This window comes from Achromobacter sp. 10T422 (assembly GCF_056394065.1).
The window spans coordinates 13875-34270 of the sequence record NZ_JBFTHD010000005.1; the positions used below are offsets into that span (position 1 = coordinate 13875).

Here is a 20396-nt window from a genome sequence, read left to right on the forward strand (position 1 = left end):
TTGACCTCATCAGCCTACGACGTTGACCAGTTTGCCCGGAACCACGATGACACGCTTGGGCGGACGGCCTTCCAGGAATCGGGTGACTTCTTCCTGGCTGGCGGCGAGCTTTTCGATGTCTTCTTTGGCGGCGGTGGCGGCCACGCGGATCGAGCCGCGCAGCTTGCCGTTGACCTGGAGCATCAGCTCGATTTCGTCCGCGATCAAAGCGGCTTCGTCCACATGCGGCCACGGCGCGTCAAGCAGGTCGCCCAGTTCCTTGGCGTAACCGAGGTCTTGCCACAGGTGCCAGGTGATGTGCGGGACCACCGGGTACAGCACGCGCAGCAGCACGCCCAGCGTCTCGGCATAGGCGGCGTCGGCAGCGGCGTCTTCGGCCAGCTTGGCGTCGTCGATGGCGTTCAGCATCTTCATGCAGGCCGACACGACGGTGTTGTACTGGATGCGCTGGTAGTCGTAGTCGGCTTGCTTGAGCAGCGTGTAGACCTCGCGGCGCAGATCCTTGACGGCGGTTGCCGCTTGCGACCAGTCGGCGCCATTGGCCAGGCCGCGCGCGATGGCGTCGCGGCGGGCGTAGCTGATGGACCAGAGGCGGCGCAGGAAGCGGTTGGAGCCTTCAACGCCGGAGTCCGACCATTCAAGGGTCTGCTCGGGCGGGCTGGCGAACATGACGAACAGGCGAGCCGTGTCGGCGCCCAGCGTGTCGATCAGCGATTGCGGATCGACGCCGTTGTTCTTCGACTTGGACATCGTGCCCACGCCGCCATAGTTGATGGCGGAGCCGTCCGACTTCAGCTTGGCGCCGGTGATGGCGCCGCGGTCGTCGTAGACGTTTTCGACGTCTTCGGGCCAGAAGTATTCAATGCCGCCCTGGGGCGTCTTGCGCGAATAGATATGGTTCAGCACCATGCCCTGGCACAGCAGCTTGGTGAAGGGCTCGTCGAAATTGAGCAAGCCCATGTCGCGCATGACCTTGGTCCAGAAGCGCGCGTACAGCAAGTGCAGCACGGCGTGCTCGATGCCGCCGATGTACTGGTCCATCGGCATCCAGTAGTCATTGCGCGCATCGACCATGGCATTGTCATTGCCCGGCGAGGTGTAGCGCATGAAGTACCAGGACGAGTCCACGAACGTGTCCATCGTGTCCGTTTCGCGGCGCGCGGGCTTGCCGCAGCTGGGGCAGGCGCAGGACAGGAAGGCTTCGTTCTTGGCCAGCGGGTTGCCGCTGCCGTCGGGGATCAGATCATCGGGCAGGATGACGGGCAGGTCTTTTTCCGGAACCGGAACCGGGCCGCAATCCGCGCAGTGGATGATGGGGATCGGGGTGCCCCAGTAGCGCTGGCGCGAAATGCCCCAGTCGCGCAGGCGCCACGTGGTCTGCTTTTCGCCCAGGCCTTGCGGGCCCAGGTCGGCGGCGATGGCGTCCACGGCTTCCTTGTGCGACAGGCCGTCGTACTTGCCGGAATTGATGGTGCGGCCCGACTGCTTGTCGCCATACCATTCCTGCCAGGCGGCGGTGGAGTATTCCTTGCCGGCCACGTCCACGACTTGCACGATGGGCAGGTCATATTTCTTGGCGAAGGCGAAGTCGCGTTCGTCATGCGCGGGCACGCCCATGACGGCGCCGTCGCCGTAGGTCATCAGCACGTAGTTGCCGACCCAGACGTCGACGTCCGCGCCCGTGATCGGGTGCGTGACGGTCAAACCCGTACGCATGCCTTCTTTTTCACGCGTGGCCATTTCGGCCTCGGTTGTGCCGCCCAGCTTGCACTGTTCGATGAACGCGGCCAGCTGCGGGTTGTTGCGCGCGGCGTGCGTCGCCAGCGGGTGTTCCGGCGCCACGGCGCAGAACGTCACGCCCATGATGGTGTCGGCGCGGGTCGTGAAGACGTACAGCTTGCCGTCCTGGATCAGTTGGCCATCCTGGCCGGCGATCTTGTGCGGGAAGGCGAAACGCAGGCCCTCGGACTTGCCGATCCAGTTTTCCTGCATCAGGCGGACGCGCTCGGGCCAGCCGGGCAGGTCGTTCTGGACAGCGCCCAGCAGTTCGTCGGCGTAATCGGTGATGCGCAGGTAGTAACCCGGGATCTCGCGCTTTTCAACCAGCGCGCCCGACCGCCAGCCGCGGCCATCAATGACTTGTTCGTTGGCCAGCACGGTTTGGTCCACCGGGTCCCAGTTCACGACCTGGGTCTTGCGGTAGGCCACGCCCTTTTCCAGCATCTTCAGGAACAGCCACTGGTTCCATTTGTAGTACTGGGGATCGCAGGCGCACATTTCGCGCGTCCAGTCGATTGCCAGACCCATCGCCTTCATCTGCTTCTTCATGTAGGCGATGTTGTCGTAGGTCCATTTTGCCGGCGGCACCTTGGACTTGATGGCGGCGTTTTCCGCCGGCATGCCGAAGGCGTCCCAGCCCATGGGCATCAGGACGTTATAGCCACGCATGCGCAACTGTCGCGCCATCATGTCGTTGATGGTGTAGTTGCGCACGTGGCCCATGTGCAGCTTGCCGCTGGGGTAGGGCAGCATCGAGCAGGCGTAGAACTTCGGCTTTTCAGAGCCGTCGGCGTTCTTCGCGTGTTCGTGGACCAGATAGACGTCGCGGGCCTGCCAGTCTTGATGGGCGGCCGCTTCGACGGTAGTGGGGAGGTAACGTTCCTGCATGGGCTCGGGCACGGTGGCAAAAAAGGGTGAGCCGCCCTGCCGCGCGGACGCGGGGGCGGCCTGACGCGGTGGCGGTCAAAACCCCTGATTATAGGAGGTGCTAGGCACGGACAGGGGACGGAGCCGTTTCGGGGATGCGCGCACTGGGCGCCAGGGCGCCATAGGCCAATGTCACGACCCCCAGGACGGCGCCCGCGATCACCACGCCGGGCCAGCCAAAATGGGCGTAAAGCCAGGACGATACCAGTGAACCGGATGCGCCGCCGATGAAGTAACACGTCATATAGCCGGCAGTCAGGCGGCTGCGGGCTTCCGGGCGCAGGCGATACAGTGAACTGCTATTGGTGACATGGACACCCTGGATCGCCAGATCCTGCACCACGATGCCCGCCAGCAGGGCCACGACCGACATCTGGCCAAACGCCATCAGCCCCCAGGAACCCAGCAGCAACAGCAGCCCGACGCGGGTGGCCAGGTTGCCCAGGCCCCGGTCGGCCAGCCGGCCAAAGCGGTTCGCGGCATAGGCGCCCGCCGCCCCCGCCAGCCCGAAGAGGCCAATGGTGGTGTTGCTGTATTCATAAGGGGGGCTGGCCAGCAGGAAGGTCAGCGGCGTCCACAGCATGCTGAAGGCGGCGAACAACAGGAAGCCCAGCAGCGACCGCGCGCGAAACAGCGGCTCTTCCACGAACATGCGCAGGATGGAACCCAACAGGCGTGGATAGCTCATCGTTGTCGGGCTCTGATAACGGGGCAGCACGCGCCACAGGACGGCGGACATGACCAGCATCAGAATGGCGGCCACCCAGTAAACCGTGCGCCAGCTGCCCACGTCGGCCAGCGCGCCGGCTACGGTGCGGGCCAGCAGAATGCCCAGCAGCAGGCCGCTCATGACGGTGCCCACCGCCTTGCCCCGTTCATGCGGCGCGGCCAGGGTCGCCGCGAACGGCACCAGAATCTGGGCGACGACGGACAGCAGCCCCGTCAGCGCGGTGCCCACCAGCAGCACGATGATGTTGTCGGCAAACGCTGAAACCAGCAGCCCGCCCGCGGACAGCAGCGTCATCAGCACGATCAGGCTGCGGCGTTCGAACAGATCGCCCAACGGCACCAGCAGCATCAGCCCCAGCGCATAACTGAGCTGGGCGGTGGTGACGATGGCGCCGGCCGCCGCGTTCGACAGCTGGAATTGCTGGCCGATCGTGTGCAACAGCGGTTGCGCGTAATAGTTACTGGCGACGGCCAGGCCAGTGGCCACGGACATCAACAGGATGATCGGCGCGGTGAGCACCGGTGTCGGAGTGGGGGCGGAAGCGGATGTCATAAGGGGCAAGGCGAGTCAGGCGGGGTTTGGATGCGGCGAATCAGGCGGGGTTTGGATGCGGCGAATCAGGCGGGATTCGGATGCGAAAAGCGGGGGGCGAAAACCGTGCCGTGTGGGGGGCAATGCGTCGGTCTGCGCGGCAGGATGACGGAAGGGCGCGTCAGGCCCCAATGCCTCCCGGCGTTTCCTGATCGTGTTTGATCAGCAGTTTTTTCAGCAGCCCCGCCAATTGCTTGCGTTCCGTGGACGACAGCGGGTCGAGCAGTTCGCCCAGGTCTTTCAGATAGTCCTTCAACACCAGCTTGATGACGCGCAAGCCTTCGGCCGTGAGCGACACGATGATGCCGCGGCGGTCGTCAGGGTTGGGATTGCGCACCAGCAGGCCGGCTTGTTCCAGGCGGTCCAGGCGGTTGGTCATGGCGCCGGAGGTCAGCAGCAAGGCTTCGACCAGCTTCTGCGGATTCATGGCGTGAGGCGCGCCGCTGCGGTACAGCGTGGCCAGCACATCGAATTCGCCCTGGTGCAGGTGGTAGCGGCGAAAGCTGCGGTTCACGTTGCGGGTGGCGAAGGCATTCAGACGGAACACGCGGGTGACGACCGACATGGCCGCGAAGTCCTGATTGGGACATTCCGTGGTCCATTGCGAGATCACCAAATCAACAAGGTCATTCATGGGCAGGGGAGGAGGGCAGACGATGGGGTAGACGACGGGGCAGACGACGGGGCAAGCGATGATTGTTTGATATGAAGTTTCTTTACGTTGAGATAAATTCTAGCAGGCCGCCCACCCGGAATGCAAAGCGCGCGGCAAAAAACGCGCCACCAAAGAGAAAGGCCCGCCTCTTTCGAGGCGGGCCTTTCCGGCTTGACCAGATACTCGCGCGAATTACTGCGCGGCGTCCTTCAGCTTCTTGAGCGGGCGAACCTTCACCTTGACCGAAGCCGGCTTGGCGGGGAACCAGCGCTCTTCACCCGTGAACGGGTCCTTGCCGAAGCGCTTGGCCTTGGCGGGAACCTTCTGCACGGCAACCTTGAACAGGCCGGGCAGCGTGAATTCGCCAGCGCCCTTCTTGTCCACGGAACCCAGCACCGAGGTTTCCAGGCTGGCCAGAACGGCCTTGACGGCCTTGGCTTCAACGCCCGATTGCTCAACGATGTAAGCGATCAGTTGGGTCTTGTTCAGAGCAGCCTTGATGGCCTTGGGTGCAGCAGCGACCTTCTTGGCGGCGACGACCTTCTTTGCTGCGGGCTTCACAGCGGCCTTGGTGGCGGTTGCCTTCTTTGCAGGCGCCTTGACGGCGGGCTTGGTGACTTTCTTCGCAGGAGCTTTTGCTTTGGTGGCCATGGTCAAAATCCGTAGTTGAGGACATGGGGCAGCGTGCGCCGGGTATCGGCAATTAACGCTACGCGCCCGATGATAGCGGAAGACTTGGGGTTCTTGCGGCTTTACAACGGGTTTTAAGCCACTGTTTGTTGTTTTCGACGCGAAAAGTGCTTCTAGCAAGGGCTCTTGCAATAGGTCGTGACATTCGAGTCCTTTTTTTGCGGCACATGCGCGCACTGAACCAACCGCGCCGAGCATGTTCCAATTGCGTGCGAAAAACAGAATGCACGGGATGCAAGCACCTATATGTTGATGAAGAAATTGGCGGCGAGTCTGCTCGTCGCAAGTGCGTGTTTGACCAGCGCGATGGCGCAGCCGATGCCGGAACCGGTGTTGTCGGCCAAGGCGTGGCTCTTGCTGGATGAGACCAGCGGACAGGTCATCGCGTCGCACGCCGCGACGACGCGTATCGAACCGGCGTCGCTGACCAAGATCATGACGGCCTATGTCGTGTTCGATGCACTGAATAAGAAGGAAGTGACGCCCGGCCAACTGGTGGTGATCTCGACGCGCGCCTGGAAGGTGCCGGCGGGCAGCTCGAAGATGTTCCTGGAGCCGGGCTCCAAGGTGTCGGTTGACGAATTGCTGCGCGGCCTGATGATCCAGTCTGGCAATGATGCGGCCATTGCGCTGGCCGAAGCGGTGTCGGGCAGCGTGGAAGCCTTCGTCGCGCGGATGAACGACACGGCTGCCAAACTGGGCCTGCACGCGACCCGCTTTGCCAGCCCGCATGGCCTGCCGGACCCGAACACCTATTCCACGGCCAGCGACCTGTCCATATTGGCCACGCGCTTCATTCGCGATTACCCGCAGCTATACAAGACCTACGATTCCGCCAAGCAATTCACGTTCAACAAGATCACGCAGCCCAATCGCAACCGCCTGCTGTGGCTGGACCCGAGCGTGGACGGCTTGAAGACGGGGCACACGGAATCGGCCGGCTACTGCATTGTGGCCACGGCGCGCCGGCCCAACGGCGCCGACCAGCGGCGCTTGATCACGGTGGTGGTGGGCACGGCGTCCGACAAGTTGCGTACGCAGGAAAGCCGCGAGTTGCTGGAGTGGGGTTTCCAGGGGTTCAATACGATCAAGCTGTACGCGCGCGGCCAGGCAGTGGCCACGCCCGAAGTCTGGAAGGGCGAAAGCGACAGCCTGAAGGCCGGTTTCGCGCGGGACGCCTACGTGACCGTGCCGGCGGGCGCCAAGGTGGAGCCGGTGTGGACGCCGCAGGAACCGCTGGTCGCCCCGATTGCCGCGCAGGCCACGGTGGGCGCACTGCGCGTGATGGTGGATGGCAAGCCGGCCATGCAGTTCCCGGTGGTGGCGCTGGAGCCCGTGGCTGAGGCCGGTTTCGCCGGCCGCGCATGGGACTCTGTTCGATTGTGGTGGCGGGGCCATTCAGGCTGATCGCAAGCGGCGGACAAGACTGCATAGAGGCCGGCAACAAGCGAGCTAGAGGCCGGCAACGCGCGGGCATAGGGGCAGCCAGCATTAAGGCCAGCGAAGACGCCAGCGAAGACGCCAGCATAAATGCCAGCCAAGGGGATAAGGAGCGATGCAATGGCAGTGAGCTTTCCCGGAGGTCCGGCGCCTGCGCCGGGCGCGGATGATCCGCTGGCGCTGCTGTCCGCCTGTCACGGACGCATCGCGCGCCAATGTGCGACGTTGTCGCGTCTGGCCGCGCATCTGCCCATGCATGGCAGTGACGACGCCGCGCAGACGGCTGCGGCCAGCGTGTCGCGCTACTTCGACACGGCCGCGGTGCACCATCACGAAGACGAGGAAGCCGATCTCTTTCCCGCGCTGATCGAATCCATGGCGGGTTCCGATGCGGGCTGCCTGCATGCGCTGGTGCAGGGGCTGATCGACGAGCATCGCCGCTTGGCGGCATTGTGGCTGCCGCTGCGCGCGGCCTTGTCCGACATCGCAGCGGGGCGGCCCGCCGCGTTGCCGATGCCGCAGGTGCAGGCCTTTACCGAGGCCTATGCGGCGCACATTCAACGCGAAGACGACGAGCTCTTGCCCATGGCGGCGCGGCTGATTTCCGATGACGCCTTAACCGCCATTGGTCAGGCGATGCGCGCGCGGCGAGGCGGTGGCGCAAGCTGAATTGGCGCTACGATTGCCGCTGGCCGGCGCACCGGGCGCCGGCAACTTTCGCCGCCACGCCATGAACCGCAACTCACGCTTTCGCCAGAAATTGCAGGATTCCGTCTTGATGCACGCCATGTCGGCCCATAACCCGATGGCGGCGCGTCTGGCCGCCGATGCGGGCTTTGACGCCATCTGGGGCAGCGGGTTTGAGCTGTCCGCCAGCTACGCCGTGCCCGACGCCAGCATTCTTTCCGCATCGCAGCACCTGGATATGATGCGCGCCATCGCCGCCACGGTCGACGTACCGGTCATTGCCGATATCGACACCGGCTTTGGCAACGCGATCAACGTGTCCTACATGGTGCCGCAGTACGAAGCGGCCGGCGTATCCGCCGTGGTGATGGAAGACAAAACCTTTCCCAAAGACACGAGCCTGCGCGCCAATGGGCGGCAGGAGCTCGTGCGCGTGCAGGAGTTTCAAGGGAAGATCGAAGCGGCTTGCGCGGCACGGCGCGACCCGGATTTCTGCGTGATCGCCCGCACCGAAGCCCTGATCGCCGGGCTGGGCCAGCAAGAAGCGCTGGACCGCGCTCACGCTTATGAGGCCGCGGGCGCCGACGCCATCCTGATTCATTCCAAGCAGAACACGCCTGACGAAATCCTGTCTTTTATTGCGGCGTGGCAAGGCCGTGCGCCGTTGGTGCTGGTGCCGACGGCGTATCCGCAACTGCGCGAATCCGACATCCAGGCGCTGGGCAAAGTGGGGCTGGTGATCTACGGAAACCATGCCATCCGCGCGGCCGTGGGGGCAATGCGTGACGTATTTGCCCGCATCCGCAGCGATGGCGGCATTCATGCGGTGGATGCGGATTTGCCTTCGGTAAAGGAGATCATCGCGTTGCAGGGCGATGCCGATATGCGTGAGCTGGAACGCCGCTATCTCAAGTGATGGGGCGTGACAAGATCATCACCGGATGCGTTGCGTGCGCCAGAGTGAGCGTTTACGCTAGACGACCCTTCACTGTGGAAGGGGCGGGACACACCAGCTCAGGAATCGAGACAGCATGACGCAGGGAAGGAAACTGGCGGGCCGGATGTTTGGCGCTTGGGTCGACGACGTCAATCGGCTGACCTTGCGCGCCGACTTGTCGGCGGGGCTGTTGGGGGCGTTGCTGGTATTGCCGCAAGGGGTGGCGTTTGCCACGCTGGCCGGGCTGCCCCCCGAATACGGCCTGTACTCCGCCATCATTCCCTGTATTGTGGCCGCGCTGTTCGGCTCCAGCCGCCATGTGATGTCTGGCCCGACCAACGCGAATTCCCTCGCGCTGTTTGCGGTACTGACGCCGTTGGCCGTTGCCGGCAGCCCGGGCTATATCCAGCTGGCGCTTGCGGTGACGGTGCTGGTCGGCATCATGCAGTGGCTGGTGGGCGCGTTGCGGCTGGGGTCGCTGGCGCACTTCATTTCTCCGTCGGCGCTGTTCGGGTTCACAAGCGGCGCCGCGTTGTTGATTGCGGTGCATGCCTTGAAAGACGCGCTGGGCATGCCATCGCCGGAATCGCACGGCGCGGGGGCCTTGCTGGTCAGTGTGGGCACGCATCTGGGGCAGGTGCATCCCGGCGCGCTAATGGTGACGCTCGCGACGTTGGGCGTTGCGTTGCTGGTGCGCCGCTTGGACAAGCGCAAACCCTACATGCTGCTGGGCTTGGTCGCCGGGTCTGCGGCGGCGGCGGTATTCAATGCGTGGGCTGCGGCTAACGGCGGTACGCCCGTGTCCGTGTTGGGCGCCATTGCCCAGCCCTGGCCGCCGTTTCATATTCCCAGCGTCGACTGGCGCGCGCTGCCCGACCTGCTGAGCCTGGCGTTCGCACTGACCATCGTGGCGCTGGCGCAATCGATCTCCATCGCCAAGGCGGTGGCCACGCGTTCGGGCCAGCGCATCGACGCCAACCGCGAATTCGTGGGGCAGGGGCTGTCGAACATCGTGGGCGGATTCTTCTCTTGCTACCTGTCTTGCGGGTCGCTGAACCGGTCCATTCCGAACTATGAAGCCGGCGCGAAAACGCCGCTGGCCGCGGTATTTTCGGCGGTGCTGCTGGTGGTGCTGGTAGCGGTGTCGGCGCCACTCTTGGCGATGATTCCCAATGCGGCCATCTCGGGGCTGCTGTTGCTGGTGGCATGGACTTTGCTGGATATTCCGCGTTGGCGCGAATTGATCCGCATGCAGCCGGGCGAAAGCGCCATTGCCGCCGCCACGCTGGCCGCCACGGTCACGATCCGCATGGAAGTGGCGATTCTGCTGGGGACGGTGCTGTCTTTGATGGCGTACCTGCACCGCACGTCGCGCCCTGCCATGCGGACGATGGGCTTCGATTCTCGCGGGCTGGACCGCCGCTTCGTGGTGCTGGAACACCAGCCGGATGCGTTACCGGAATGCCCGCAATTGAAGCTGTTGCGTATGGAAGGGTCCATTTATTTCGGGGCGGCGGCGCATGTGGCGCAGCGCTTGCACGAGCTGCGTGAAGCCGCGAACGCGCCGCGCCATCTGCTGGTGATGGCCAAGAGCATGAACTTCATTGATCTGGCGGGCGCGCAGGTGTGGGAAGACGAGCTTGCGGCGCGCCGTGCGATGGGGGGCGATCTGTATTTCCATCGGCCGCGTCCGGAAGTGCTGGATATGTGGCGGCGTACGGGGTTCTTGACGCGCCTGGGCGAAGACCATATCTACCCGGACAAGGCCACGGCGCTGCACGCGATCTACGCCAAGCTGGACCCCGGCATCTGCGCGGGCTGCCAGGCCAAGATCTTCTGGGAATGCCAGCCGGATTCCCCGCAACGCGGCCACTGACGCGGGGCCTGGCGTCAGGCCGAGTCGATACCCATGACGCAGGGCCTGAGGTCAGGGCGAGTCGATACCCATGACGCAAGGCCTGCGGTCAGGGCGTATCGGTACCCAGATAGGCGGCGCGGACGCGTTCATCTGCGGCGATCGCGGCGGGTTCGCCTTCGGCCAACAGCGCGCCACGCACGAGCACGGCGATGCGGTCCGCATGCTTGAACACCACATCCAGGCTGTGCTCGGTGAACAGTACGGCAAGGCGTTGCGTGTCGGCCAGTTGGCGCGTCAAGCGCATCAACGCGTGGCGTTCGTTGGTGGCCATGCCTGCGGTAGGTTCGTCCATCAGCAACAGCCGCGGCCGATGCGCCAGCGCCATCGCGAGCTCAACCCGCTTGACGTCGCCATACGCCAAGGTGCCGCAGGCGGCGTGCGCCTTGTCCGCCATCTGCACTTGCGACAACAGATCCATGGCTTCGTCGGCCGCGTGGTGCGCGGCGCGGCGCCAGGGGTTGAACAGCAGGCGGTCACGCGACAGCAAAGCCGTCTGTACGTTTTCGCGCACGGTCATCGAGCGGAACGTGGCGGCGGTCTGAAAGGTGCGGCCCACGCCCAGGCGGCAGATCTTGCCGGGCGACAAGCCGACGAGTTCACGGCCATCCAGCTGCACCGAGCCGGAATCGGGGCGTAATTGCCCGCCCAACGCGTTGAAGCACGTGGACTTGCCCGCGCCGTTCGGGCCGATCAGCGCCAGCATCTGGCCCGCCTCCAGCGTGAAGGACACGCCGGCCAGGGCGTCGATGCCGCCGAAGGATTTGCGCAAGTCCTTCACTTGCAGCAGGGCGGTTGCGGCCGTCATGCGCGCTTTCCCCGCAGACGCGCGGTGGCGCCAGCCAGGCCATCCGGAAAGGCCAGCACCAACGCCAGAATCGCCACGCCCAACACGGCATGCCAGTATTCGGTGCTGCGCGCGGCTACGTCTTGCAGCCACGTGTAGGACGCAGCGCCCACGAGCGGGCCGGCCAGCGTTTGCACGCCGCCCAGCAGCACCATCACCAAACCATCCACCGATCGGCTCACGGCCAGCACGTCGGGCGCGATGCTGCCCTTGGAAAACGCATACAGCGAACCCGCCATGCCCGCCGCAAAGGACGCGGCCACAAAGCCCGCCCACTGCACGCGCCGCGTTTCCATGCCCAGCGCTTCCGCGCGCAACGACGAATCGCGCACGCCTCGCAGTGCGTAGCCCAATGGTGAAAACGCCAAGCGCCGCAACCACGCGATGCCCGCCGCGCACAGGGCCAGCGTCACGTAATAGAACCACGGGCCTTGCGCCAGCCACGACGACGGCCATAGCCCGATGAGGCCGTTGCTGCCGCCCGTGACGTCGTCCCATTGAAACGCCAGCGCCCACAGAATCTGCGCGACGGCCAGCGTCAGCATCGCCAAGTACACGCCTGACAGCCGCACGCAGAACCAGCCGAACAGCAACGCGCCAAAGGCGGCGGCAAACGGGCCGAGCAACAAGGCGGCTTCCATCGGCACGGCCGCCAGTTTGAGCAGCAAGGCCGCCCCGTACGCGCCCAGACCAAACCACGCGGCATGGCCGAACGACGTCATGCCGGCCAGCCCGGTCAGAAAGTGCAAACTGGCCGCGAACAGCGCCGCGATCAGGATTTCGGTCATCAGAATGCTGAGATACGGCCATTGCAAAGCGGCAATCGGCACCAGGGCCAACAGCACCACTAGCAGGCCATACGCCGCCCGCAAGCGCCGGCCCGCGGGGGCGATGGGGCGTTCCGGGGCAGCTGCATGGGACGCCGGGGCAGGGGGCTTGCCAAGCAGGCCCCAGGGGCGCACCACCAGCACCACCGCCATCACGGCGAATTCGGCCAGCAGCGTGAGCTTGGACAGATTGAACACCCAGGGGCCGATTGCCACCTGACCCAGGAAGACGAACACCGCCTTCACTGAACAAATGAGCAGCGCCGCCAGGAAAGCGCCAGGAATCGAGCCCAGCCCGCCCACGACGACCACGACAAATGCGCTGGCGATGATCTCCAGGTCCAGCCCCAGCGTGGCGGGGACGCGGGGCGCGGCCAACGCGCCGCCCAATCCGGCCAGGAAGGCGCCCAAGGTGAACGCGGACGTGAACAGCCAGGCCTGGTTTACACCCAGGGCGGCCAGCATGCTGCGGTTCTCAGCGGCCGCGCGCAGCAGCCGGCCCCAGCGCGTGCGCATCAGCAGCAGCCACAGCAGCCCCAGCACGATGGGGCCGGCGGCGATCAGCAGCAAGTCGTATTCGGGAAAACGGCGGCCCAGGATCTGCACCGCGCCAGACAGCCCGGGGGCGCGCGCGGCGAACAGGTCTTCAGGCCCCCAGATGGCCAGCGCAGCGTCGCCGATGATGAGCACCAGCGCAAAGGTCGCCAGCAACTGGAAGAGTTCGGGCGCCTGGTACAGCCGTTTCAGCACCAGCCATTCGGCGGCCGCCCCGATCAGGCCGGTGGCCAGCGCGGCCAACAGCAGGCCGGCCCAATAGCCCGCGCCGTCGCCAAATGCCGTGGTGAAGGTCCACGCCAGATACACGCCCAGCATGTAGAACGAGCCATGCGCGAAGTTCACGACGCGGGTGACGCCGAAGATCAGCGACAAACCCGCGGCAACCAGGAACAAGGCGCTGGCGTCTGCCAGCCCGTTCAGCAACTGCGACAGCAGCCCCGACAGGCTCATCAGTGTGCCGGACGCATCTTGCGCACCTGTTCGTCAGGCGGTTGCAGACGCGCACCGTCAATGTAGGTGAAGTCTTTCATGATGCCCTTGCCGTCTTCCACCGCCGTCACGCCCACATAGACGCCCATCGTCGATTGATGGTCCAGCTTGCGGTATTGGATCTGGCCATAAGGCGTATCCACCTTCAGGCCGGCAAACGCGTCGACGAGCTTTTCGGTATCTACGGCGCCCGCGGCTTTCAGGCCCTGGGCGATAGACATCAGCGACGCGTAGCCCACCACCGAACCCACCTTGGGCGTCTCGTTGTAGCGCTTCTTGTAGGCGTCGACGAAGGCGTTGTTGGCCGGCGTATCGATGGCGTACCAGGGATAGCCCGTCACGATCCAGCCCGACGGCGTGTCGGCGCCCAGCGGTTCCAGGTATTCCGGTTCGCCGGACAGCACGGACACCACGGCGCGGTTCTCGAACAGGCCGCGCGTGTTGCCTTCGCGGACAAACCGGGTCAGGTCGGCCGCGAACAGCACGTTGAAGATGGCGTCCGGCTTGGCGTCGGCCAAGGCCTGCACCACCGCGCCGGCATCCACCTTGCCCAGCGGCACGGCCTGCTCGGCAACGAACTCCACGTCGGATTGGAACGACTTCATCATGGCCTTGAACGTGGCCACGGCGGACTGCCCGTATTCATAGTTGGGGTAGACGATGGCCCAGCGCTTCTTGCGCAATGCCAGCGCCTTGGGGGCCAGCGCCGCCACGTGCATCCAGGTGGACGGGCGCAGGCGGTACGTATAGCGGTTGCCTTCCTGCCAGGTGATCTTGTCCGTGAGCGGCTCGGCGGCCAGGAAGAATACCTGCTGCTGCTTGGCGAAATCGGTCAGCGCCAGGCCCGTGTTGGACAAGAAGCCGCCAAACAGCAGCTCGACTTTCTCGCGGGCCAGCAATTCTTGCGCGGCGCGCACGGAATCGCCAGGGTTGCCGTTGTCATCGCGCGAGATGACCTCCAGCTTTCTGCCCAGCACGCCGCCTTCGGCATTGACCTGCTCCAGCGCCAGCTGCCAACCCTTTTTGTAGGGGCCCAGGAAAGCGGGAATGGCCTTGTAGCTGTTGATCTCGCCAATGCGGATCGGCGGTTCACGGTCTTTGGCGACGGCAACGGCGACCGGCGTCAGCGCCAGGGCCAATAGCGCGGGCGCGAGCGCGCGGCGCAGCAGGGTAAGGCAGGGACGGAGCATGGCGGTTATCGAGAAGCAAGAGGAATCGGGCTTGACCGGATTGAAGCACGCACCTTTGCCTTGCGGCAATAAAAAAGCCCCGCACGTTACCGTGCAGGGCTTTTCGCTAACCAGAAAACCGGCTGAATTACTTCAGCTTGGTTTCCTTGTAGTCAACGTGCTTGCGAGCGACCGGATCAAATTTCTTGATCAGCATCTTCTCGGGCATGTTGCGCTTGTTCTTGGTGGTCGTGTAGAAATGACCCGTGCCGGCGGTCGACTCGAGTTTGATCTTTTCGCGGATACCTTTGGCCATGTCGTGCTCCTAGTATGGTGATTGGGGGCGCCGATTAGGCGGCTTCGCCACGGGCACGCATGTCGGCCAGGACGGCGTCGATGCCATTCTTGTCGATCGTGCGGATGGCCTTGGCCGAAACGCGCAGGCGGACCCAGCGGTTTTCGGATTCAACCCAGAACCGGCGCGATTGCAGGTTGGGCAGGAAGCGACGCTTGGTCTTGTTGTTCGCGTGCGAAACATTGTTGCCCACCATCGGGCCTTTGCCGGTCACTTGGCATACGCGTGCCATGGATGCACCTCTTTATGTCGTTCTTGTCGCGCATCGCTTGGGGGGTAGACAGGGTTTTAGCCGCCGGGCTGTGAAGTAAGCGCAATGTGTTGCCTGTTGCGCTGCCTTTGCCGGCCACCCAGTCTTAGTGGATGAGGGGGATCGGAATCCGCCCGTGCTTATACCCGCTGCCTGCACCCGCTGCATCTATCGCTGCAGATTCGGTTGGAATCTCGCTATGCGCGGTTGGGGTCAGAGTGCTGAACTACAAAGCATAGTAGATCAGCACGGGAAACTTCATGTGAAGACTTCGATTCTAATACGAAAAACGCAAGTAAATCAAGCGGCCATGTTCAAGCGGTGTGGGTTTGCGCCACACGGCCCGAAATCCAGGACAGGCAGGCGCAGGTCGCCAACGTGGTCGTCAGGGGCAGGGCGCTGTCTGTCTGCCAGGCGCTGACGGCAAAACCGGCCAGCGCGCCGCAGGACAATTGCAGCGTCCCCAATAAGGCAGACGCCGCGCCCAGCCGCTTGCCTTGCTCCGACAGCGCCAGCGCTGCCGAATTGGGGTTCACGAAACCCTGACTACCCATATAGCTGATCAAGCACAGCATCAAAAGGGGCAGGGTCATCCAGCCCGCGAGCGTCAGCGCAACGGCCACCAGGCTGGCCAGCGCCAGCGCCGTCAGCGCTTTGCGTTGCAGCTGGCGGGGCTTATAGGTGCGCAGCAGGCGGGCGCTGATCTGCGAACAGATAATCAGCGACAGCGCGTTGGTGCCAAAGAGCAGGCCGTAGTACTGGGGGGCCACGCCATACAGTTCGATGAAAACGCGCGGCGATCCAATGATGTAGGCGAACATGCCCGCCTGCCCAAAACCGCCCGCCAGGCTGTGCGCCATGAAGCCGCGATGGCGGAACAGGTCACGATAGTTGCGCAGGATGGTGCTCCAGCGCAGCGGCACCACGCGTTCGGGCGCAAGCGATTCCTTCATGATCTTCGCCACGGCAAACATCAGCATGGCGCCGCCGGCAAGCATGATCCAGAACAGGCTGCGCCACGATGTGATGGCCAGCAACTGCCCGCCCGCAAGCGGCGCCAGAATCGGGGCCAGGCCCATGATCAGCATCAGCAGCGACATCGCGCGCGCCGCTTCATGGGTTTCGTAATGGTCGCGGATCACCGCACGCGGAATCACAATGCCCGCCGCGCCGCCCATGGCTTGCACGACGCGCCAGCCGGTCAGCGCTTCGACGGAACCCGACAGCGCACACCCCAGCGACGCCACCATGAACAGCGCCAGCCCCACCATCAGCGGCGGCTTGCGGCCGAAGCGGTCGGCCATCGGGCCGTAGAACACTTGCGCCAGCGCCAGGCCGATCAGGTAGGCCGCCAGCGTGCGTTCGACATCGCCGCGCGGCACGCCCAGGTTCGCCGCAATGGTCGGGAACGCGGGCAGGTACATGTCGATGGCGAACGGACCGATCGCCGTCAGCGCGCCCATGAGGATGAGCCAGCCGGGCAGGCCGGAGCGGGAAACGGGTGATGGGGGCATTGTGGTGGCGGTAAAGCGCAGAGGTGTAGCGCAAAAACAGTGCGCAAAGACAAGGCGCGAATGCGTTTGTTGCAGGGTTTGCGCCAAGCCAGCGACTTTATCACGGGCAACCTGACACGCAAATTTAAGCGGTTTTCCGATAAAGTCGTTGGCGTCCGACCGTGTTCAGAGGAGAGGCCGTGAATCCTTTGTTGTCTGTTGTGGAACGCAAACTCGACGCGTTGCCCGTCACCGTCCAACTCGTTCTGCCTGACGGCGTGGTGCTGGGTCCGCCCGACCCGCGCGTGCGCTTTGTCACGCATGACAAGACCGCGCTCGCCCATCTGGCCGAAGGCGCAGTCGGGGTGCTGGGGCAGGACTATGTCGAAGGCCGCATCGATATCGAAGGCAATATGCGCGATGTGATGGCGGCGGCGTCGGCGCTGATGCCCGGGTCTCCGGTCGACGCGGCGCGCGGCGGCTGGCTGACGGAACTGGTGCGCAAAGTGATGTCGGTGTGGCGCCATTCGATTGAGCGGGACGCCAAACAGATCGAATTCCATTACGACCTGTCAGACGATTTCTACGCCTTGTGGCTGGACCCGCGCCGGGTCTATTCCTGCGCTTATTACCGCACGCCGGACATGACGTTGGCGCAGGCCCAGGAAGCCAAGCTCGATCACATCTGCCGCAAGCTGCGCCTGCAAGCCGGCGAGCGCTTTCTGGACGTGGGGGCGGGTTGGGGCGGCTTGCTGCTGTGGGCGGCCGAGCATTACGGCGTGGACGCCACCGGCATCACGCTGTCGCGCAACCAGCATGCGCACGTGACCAAACTGATTCAGGAAAAAGGCCTGGCGGGCCGCGTCCGCATGGAACTGCTGGACTACCGCAAGCTGGATGAATCCCAGCCCTACGACAAGATTGCATCGGTGGGCATGTTCGAGCACGTGGGCCGGGCGCAGCTGGAAGGCTACTTCGCCAAATTGCGCCGCCTGCTCAAACCGGGCGGACTGATCATGAACCATGGCATTACCGCCGCCGGCGTCTACAACGCCGAGCTGGGCAACGGCATGGGCGAATTCATCGAAAAATACATCTTCCCCGGCGGCGAGCTGACCCACATCAGCGTCGTAATGGAAGCCATGACCAATGGCGGCCTGGAGGAAGTGGACATCGAAAACCTGCGGCCGCACTACGCGCGCACGCTGTGGGCCTGGAGCGACGCGCTGGAAGCCCGCTTGCCCGAAGCCGCGCAGGTATTAGGCGGCGAGCAGGGCGCACGGTCATTGCGGGCGTACCGCCTGTATCTGGCCGGCTGCGCCATGGCGTTCGAGCACGGCTGGATCGCGCTGCACCAGATCCTGGGCCAGCCGCCCGCCACCGGCCGCCCGGACGAACTCGACAACCCCGCCGACCTCTCGTACCCATGGCGGCGCGACTATATGTATAGCGGTGACCGCTGAAAGTCGGACGGAATCAGGGTAGGTAACGGGCACGCATTCCCGCCACAACTCTTGCTTGATCCTGCATCCTGGGCGCTGCGCGTCGGCGGGGATGGCTCAGCCGCGCGCATTCCTTTGCAAAGGCGTGCAAGCAATGAGAATCGGCGGATTCCCTTCGACGACCAGACGGCTGATCTATGTGCTTCCCATCATCATGGGGACCGTGGAGTACCTGCTCCGCGTGGGTTTCCGGCAGCCAGACAAGGACGCCTTTTTTCCGATTTCGCTGACGGTTGCGGGCATCGGCTTGTTCGTTGCGTTGACGGCGGCGTCCAGCCGTGAAGCCTGCCAAGGAGGGATGGCCCGGTCCATCGCGGCGTTGAGTTTTTGGATGGCGCTCCTTGGCGCGGTGTGCTGGATCTACCTTTTGATGGCGTCGTTCAGTAATGAAGTCCGAGAAATCATGGAGTTCTCGCCGTTCGTCATCGGGAGTAGCTACTATTTTGCGGGAACGGTGGCAACGGAATGGATGGCGAGGAGGCTATGAATATCTATCACCATATCTCGGCATTTTGGGGCGATTACGCACCCGTTGTATGGATGACGATTGTGACCTGGGTGGGCATGCGAGTCGCGTTCTGGCTTGAGGATCGCGTTCGTGAGCGCCGGTATCGTGCGGCGGGGCCGGGCATTCGTCAGCGTCTGACGGTGTTGCAGGCGCAGCGCCAGCGCGCCCAGCGCATCCTGGCCAGAATCAACGCGGAAGAGGCAAGGCTGCGATGAATTGAACGGTGGATAGGGCAGAACACAGCGCTCGCGGCGTTGACTCTCTGTCATGCCCCATGCTGCGCTGCATTATTTCTGCAAACCCGTTGTCGCTCTAACCGTCCAGAAGCCGATCGCCGCGCCGATTCTCCGCCGCTTCCAGCTGAATTTCACCTGAATTTATGCTCAGAAAGAGCTTAAAACGGCGATTTCCCGGCCTTCTGGAACGCCTTGAATGTACTAATAAGAACATAATATTTACTGAATGTATCTTCATTTTTGACCCATTATTTCCCAGAGGAAATTCGCAATTTGCCTCGGTTTACTCCGGGTAATCCCGTACAGATTTTCTTGGGAATGTATCTGTTTCATTCACCCCAGGGGTTGGGCGGCGCAGCAATTTCGTTTAAGATGCTGCCTTCTTCGTTCAGTTTGTTCACTTTCTGTGGGTTTTCAAAAACCGCGTTTTTGAAACCTCTGTCTTGCAAGACTCCGCACCTTTGCGGTTCCTCTTGTCGCTAGTGTCGGTTTGTATTGGCGGTTCTGCCCGTCTTCCGCACAACCCCCTTAGCTCCATGGCACTTCCGGGCCAGACCCGGCGTGTGTCCCTGAACCTATGGAGGCAAAAGCCAATGCGTTTTACCCCTGTCAAGACCCTGGCCGCCGCGGCCGTTCTGTTTGCGTTTGCCGGTGCAGCCCAAGCTGCCGACGCGCCGCAATGTGAAATCAAGCGTCCGGTCAATTTCGGCGCCATGAACTGGGAATCCAACCTGGTCCTCGTGGATGTCGAACGTTTCATCATGGAAAAGGGCTACGGTTGCAAAACCGAAACCCTGCCGACGGAAACGCTGCCTGCCCTGGCTGCGCTTGAGCGCGGCGATCTGGATATCAATACCGAGATTTGGCTGAACAGCGTGGCCGAACCTTGGGAACGCGCTGAAAAGACTGGCAAGGTCAAGCGCATCGGCGACATCTACATGGGCGCCGAAGGCTGGTACATCCCCCGCTACACGGCCGAACGCCTGCCTGAACTGAAGTCCGCGGCCGACCTGCCGAAGTTCAAGGACAAGTTCAAGGACCCGGAAGAACCCGGCAAGGGCCGTTTCTACGGCTGCCCGGCGGGCTGGGGCTGCGAAGTCACCAGCAACAACCTCTTCCACGCCTTGAAGCTGGACGACACCTACACGCTGTACTCGCCCGGCACGGGCGCGGCGCAAAAGGCGGCGTTGATGTCGGCCTACAAGCGCAAGCAGAACGTCGTCTTCTACTACTGGTCGCCCACGCCGCTGGTTGGCGCGATGGACCTGGTCAAGCTGGACATGCCGCCCTACGACGCCGAAAAGCACAAGTGCCTGACGTCGCCCAAGTGCGCCAAGCCCGAGGCCAGCGCCTATCCTGACAATCCCGTCTTCACCGCGGTGAACACCAAGTTCTCCGAAGAAGCCCCGACGCTGACCGCCTTCCTGGCTAAGGTCTCGGTGCCGCTGCCGGTGATCAATGAAACCCTGGCCCACATGGAAGAGTCTGGCGACGATTCCAACACGGTGGCCAAGTGGTTCTTGAAGAACAAGCCCGATGTCTGGACCAAGTGGGTCCCCGCAGACGTCGCCGGGCGCGTCCAAAGCGCGCTGTAACGTAACGTGGTGCTGGTGTCGCGCCCTTGTGGCGCGTGCCGGCCCGGCCAGCGGGATGTGTTCCCGCCAGCTGGGCCTCCCCGAAGGCAAAGCCCTTCAGGAAGCGCCCTGAATAGGAAAGCCCCTAAGGGAAAAAGCCCCGTGGCGGGCATGTTGCCCTGGGTTTTTTCCCCTGGGACGGCCGTTTGCCGGACGCATGCGTTCGGAAGCAAGCAC

At 63.6% G+C, this 20396-nt stretch carries 18 protein-coding genes; 8 read left to right on the forward strand and 10 right to left on the reverse strand.

Features of this window, described 5'->3' with window-relative positions; translation table 11 throughout:
• Window positions 1–9: 9 nt before the first annotated feature.
• The 4 genes from leuS to AC1DB0_RS13610 all read right to left on the reverse strand — a co-directional run bounded on the left by leuS (window position 10) and on the right by AC1DB0_RS13610 (window position 5333).
• Window positions 10–2667: a leucine--tRNA ligase gene (leuS, locus tag AC1DB0_RS13595; protein WP_427949657.1), complete on the reverse strand. Its 2658-nt coding sequence runs from the start codon at window positions 2665–2667 to the stop codon at window positions 10–12.
• A 100-nt stretch (window positions 2668–2767) separates the two neighbouring features.
• Window positions 2768–3988, reverse strand: coding sequence for an MFS transporter (locus tag AC1DB0_RS13600; protein WP_476757104.1), 1221 nt, complete (start codon window positions 3986–3988; stop codon window positions 2768–2770).
• A 160-nt stretch (window positions 3989–4148) separates the two neighbouring features.
• Complete coding sequence (locus AC1DB0_RS13605) at window positions 4149–4661, reverse strand: MarR family winged helix-turn-helix transcriptional regulator (RefSeq protein WP_054427114.1); 513 nt, start codon at window positions 4659–4661, stop codon at window positions 4149–4151.
• 213 nt (window positions 4662–4874) lie between these two features.
• Window positions 4875–5333 (reverse strand): HU family DNA-binding protein, encoded by a 459-nt coding sequence (locus AC1DB0_RS13610; RefSeq protein ID WP_054427115.1) that lies wholly within the window; start codon window positions 5331–5333, stop codon window positions 4875–4877.
• 285 nt (window positions 5334–5618) lie between these two features.
• Between AC1DB0_RS13610 and AC1DB0_RS13615 the strand changes: the two genes are divergently transcribed.
• The 4 genes from AC1DB0_RS13615 (at window position 5619) to AC1DB0_RS13630 (ending at window position 10312) form a co-directional block, all read left to right on the forward strand.
• Entirely contained in the window at window positions 5619–6779 is a 1161-nt protein-coding gene (locus AC1DB0_RS13615) for a D-alanyl-D-alanine carboxypeptidase family protein (RefSeq protein ID WP_175171070.1), read from the forward strand.
• A gap of 153 nt (window positions 6780–6932) precedes the next feature.
• Window positions 6933–7481: a hemerythrin domain-containing protein gene (locus AC1DB0_RS13620; protein ID WP_476757106.1), complete on the forward strand. Its 549-nt coding sequence runs from the start codon at window positions 6933–6935 to the stop codon at window positions 7479–7481.
• 61 nt (window positions 7482–7542) lie between these two features.
• Window positions 7543–8415: a phosphonopyruvate hydrolase gene (locus AC1DB0_RS13625; RefSeq protein WP_054427232.1), complete on the forward strand. Its 873-nt coding sequence runs from the start codon at window positions 7543–7545 to the stop codon at window positions 8413–8415.
• Window positions 8416–8530: 115 nt separating this feature from the next.
• Window positions 8531–10312, forward strand: a complete 1782-nt coding sequence (locus AC1DB0_RS13630; RefSeq protein ID WP_476757107.1) for a SulP family inorganic anion transporter — start codon at window positions 8531–8533, stop codon at window positions 10310–10312.
• Between the two features lie 88 nt (window positions 10313–10400).
• Here AC1DB0_RS13630 and AC1DB0_RS13635 read toward each other — a convergent pair whose 3' ends face one another.
• The 6 genes from AC1DB0_RS13635 to AC1DB0_RS13660 all read right to left on the reverse strand — a co-directional run bounded on the left by AC1DB0_RS13635 (window position 10401) and on the right by AC1DB0_RS13660 (window position 16360).
• Entirely contained in the window at window positions 10401–11159 is a 759-nt protein-coding gene (locus AC1DB0_RS13635; protein WP_054427118.1) for an ABC transporter ATP-binding protein, read from the reverse strand.
• A complete protein-coding gene (locus AC1DB0_RS13640) occupies window positions 11156–13033 on the reverse strand; it encodes an ABC transporter permease (RefSeq protein WP_476757108.1) in 1878 nt (625 codons plus the stop codon). Before AC1DB0_RS13640 ends, AC1DB0_RS13635 begins: the two co-directional genes overlap by 4 nt.
• Window positions 13033–14262, reverse strand: coding sequence for an ABC transporter substrate-binding protein (locus tag AC1DB0_RS13645; RefSeq protein WP_342066690.1), 1230 nt, complete (start codon window positions 14260–14262; stop codon window positions 13033–13035). The genes AC1DB0_RS13640 and AC1DB0_RS13645 overlap by 1 nt, the downstream gene beginning before the upstream one ends.
• Before the next feature lie 127 nt (window positions 14263–14389).
• Window positions 14390–14557 (reverse strand): 50S ribosomal protein L33, encoded by a 168-nt coding sequence (gene rpmG, locus AC1DB0_RS13650; protein WP_003810296.1) that lies wholly within the window; start codon window positions 14555–14557, stop codon window positions 14390–14392.
• A 34-nt stretch (window positions 14558–14591) separates the two neighbouring features.
• A complete protein-coding gene (gene rpmB / locus AC1DB0_RS13655) occupies window positions 14592–14828 on the reverse strand; it encodes a 50S ribosomal protein L28 (protein WP_054427120.1) in 237 nt (78 codons plus the stop codon).
• Between the two features lie 332 nt (window positions 14829–15160).
• Window positions 15161–16360, reverse strand: coding sequence for a Bcr/CflA family multidrug efflux MFS transporter (locus AC1DB0_RS13660; RefSeq protein ID WP_441371710.1), 1200 nt, complete (start codon window positions 16358–16360; stop codon window positions 15161–15163).
• 179 nt (window positions 16361–16539) lie between these two features.
• Here AC1DB0_RS13660 and AC1DB0_RS13665 point away from each other — a divergent pair, with 179 nt between their 5' ends.
• The 4 genes from AC1DB0_RS13665 (at window position 16540) to AC1DB0_RS13680 (ending at window position 20180) form a co-directional block, all read left to right on the forward strand.
• The gene (locus AC1DB0_RS13665; RefSeq protein WP_175171074.1) at window positions 16540–17802 is read left to right on the forward strand and encodes a class I SAM-dependent methyltransferase; all 1263 of its coding nucleotides are present in this window, start codon (window positions 16540–16542) and stop codon (window positions 17800–17802) included.
• A gap of 55 nt (window positions 17803–17857) precedes the next feature.
• Window positions 17858–18328 carry a hypothetical protein gene (locus AC1DB0_RS13670; protein ID WP_441371712.1) on the forward strand — a complete coding sequence of 157 codons (471 nt, stop codon included), beginning with the start codon at window positions 17858–17860 and terminating at the stop codon, window positions 18326–18328.
• The gene (locus AC1DB0_RS13675; protein ID WP_476757109.1) at window positions 18325–18564 is read left to right on the forward strand and encodes a hypothetical protein; all 240 of its coding nucleotides are present in this window, start codon (window positions 18325–18327) and stop codon (window positions 18562–18564) included. Before AC1DB0_RS13670 ends, AC1DB0_RS13675 begins: the two co-directional genes overlap by 4 nt.
• Window positions 18565–19178: 614 nt before the next feature.
• Window positions 19179–20180: an ABC transporter substrate-binding protein gene (locus AC1DB0_RS13680; protein WP_175171077.1), complete on the forward strand. Its 1002-nt coding sequence runs from the start codon at window positions 19179–19181 to the stop codon at window positions 20178–20180.
• Window positions 20181–20396 lie beyond the last annotated feature (216 nt).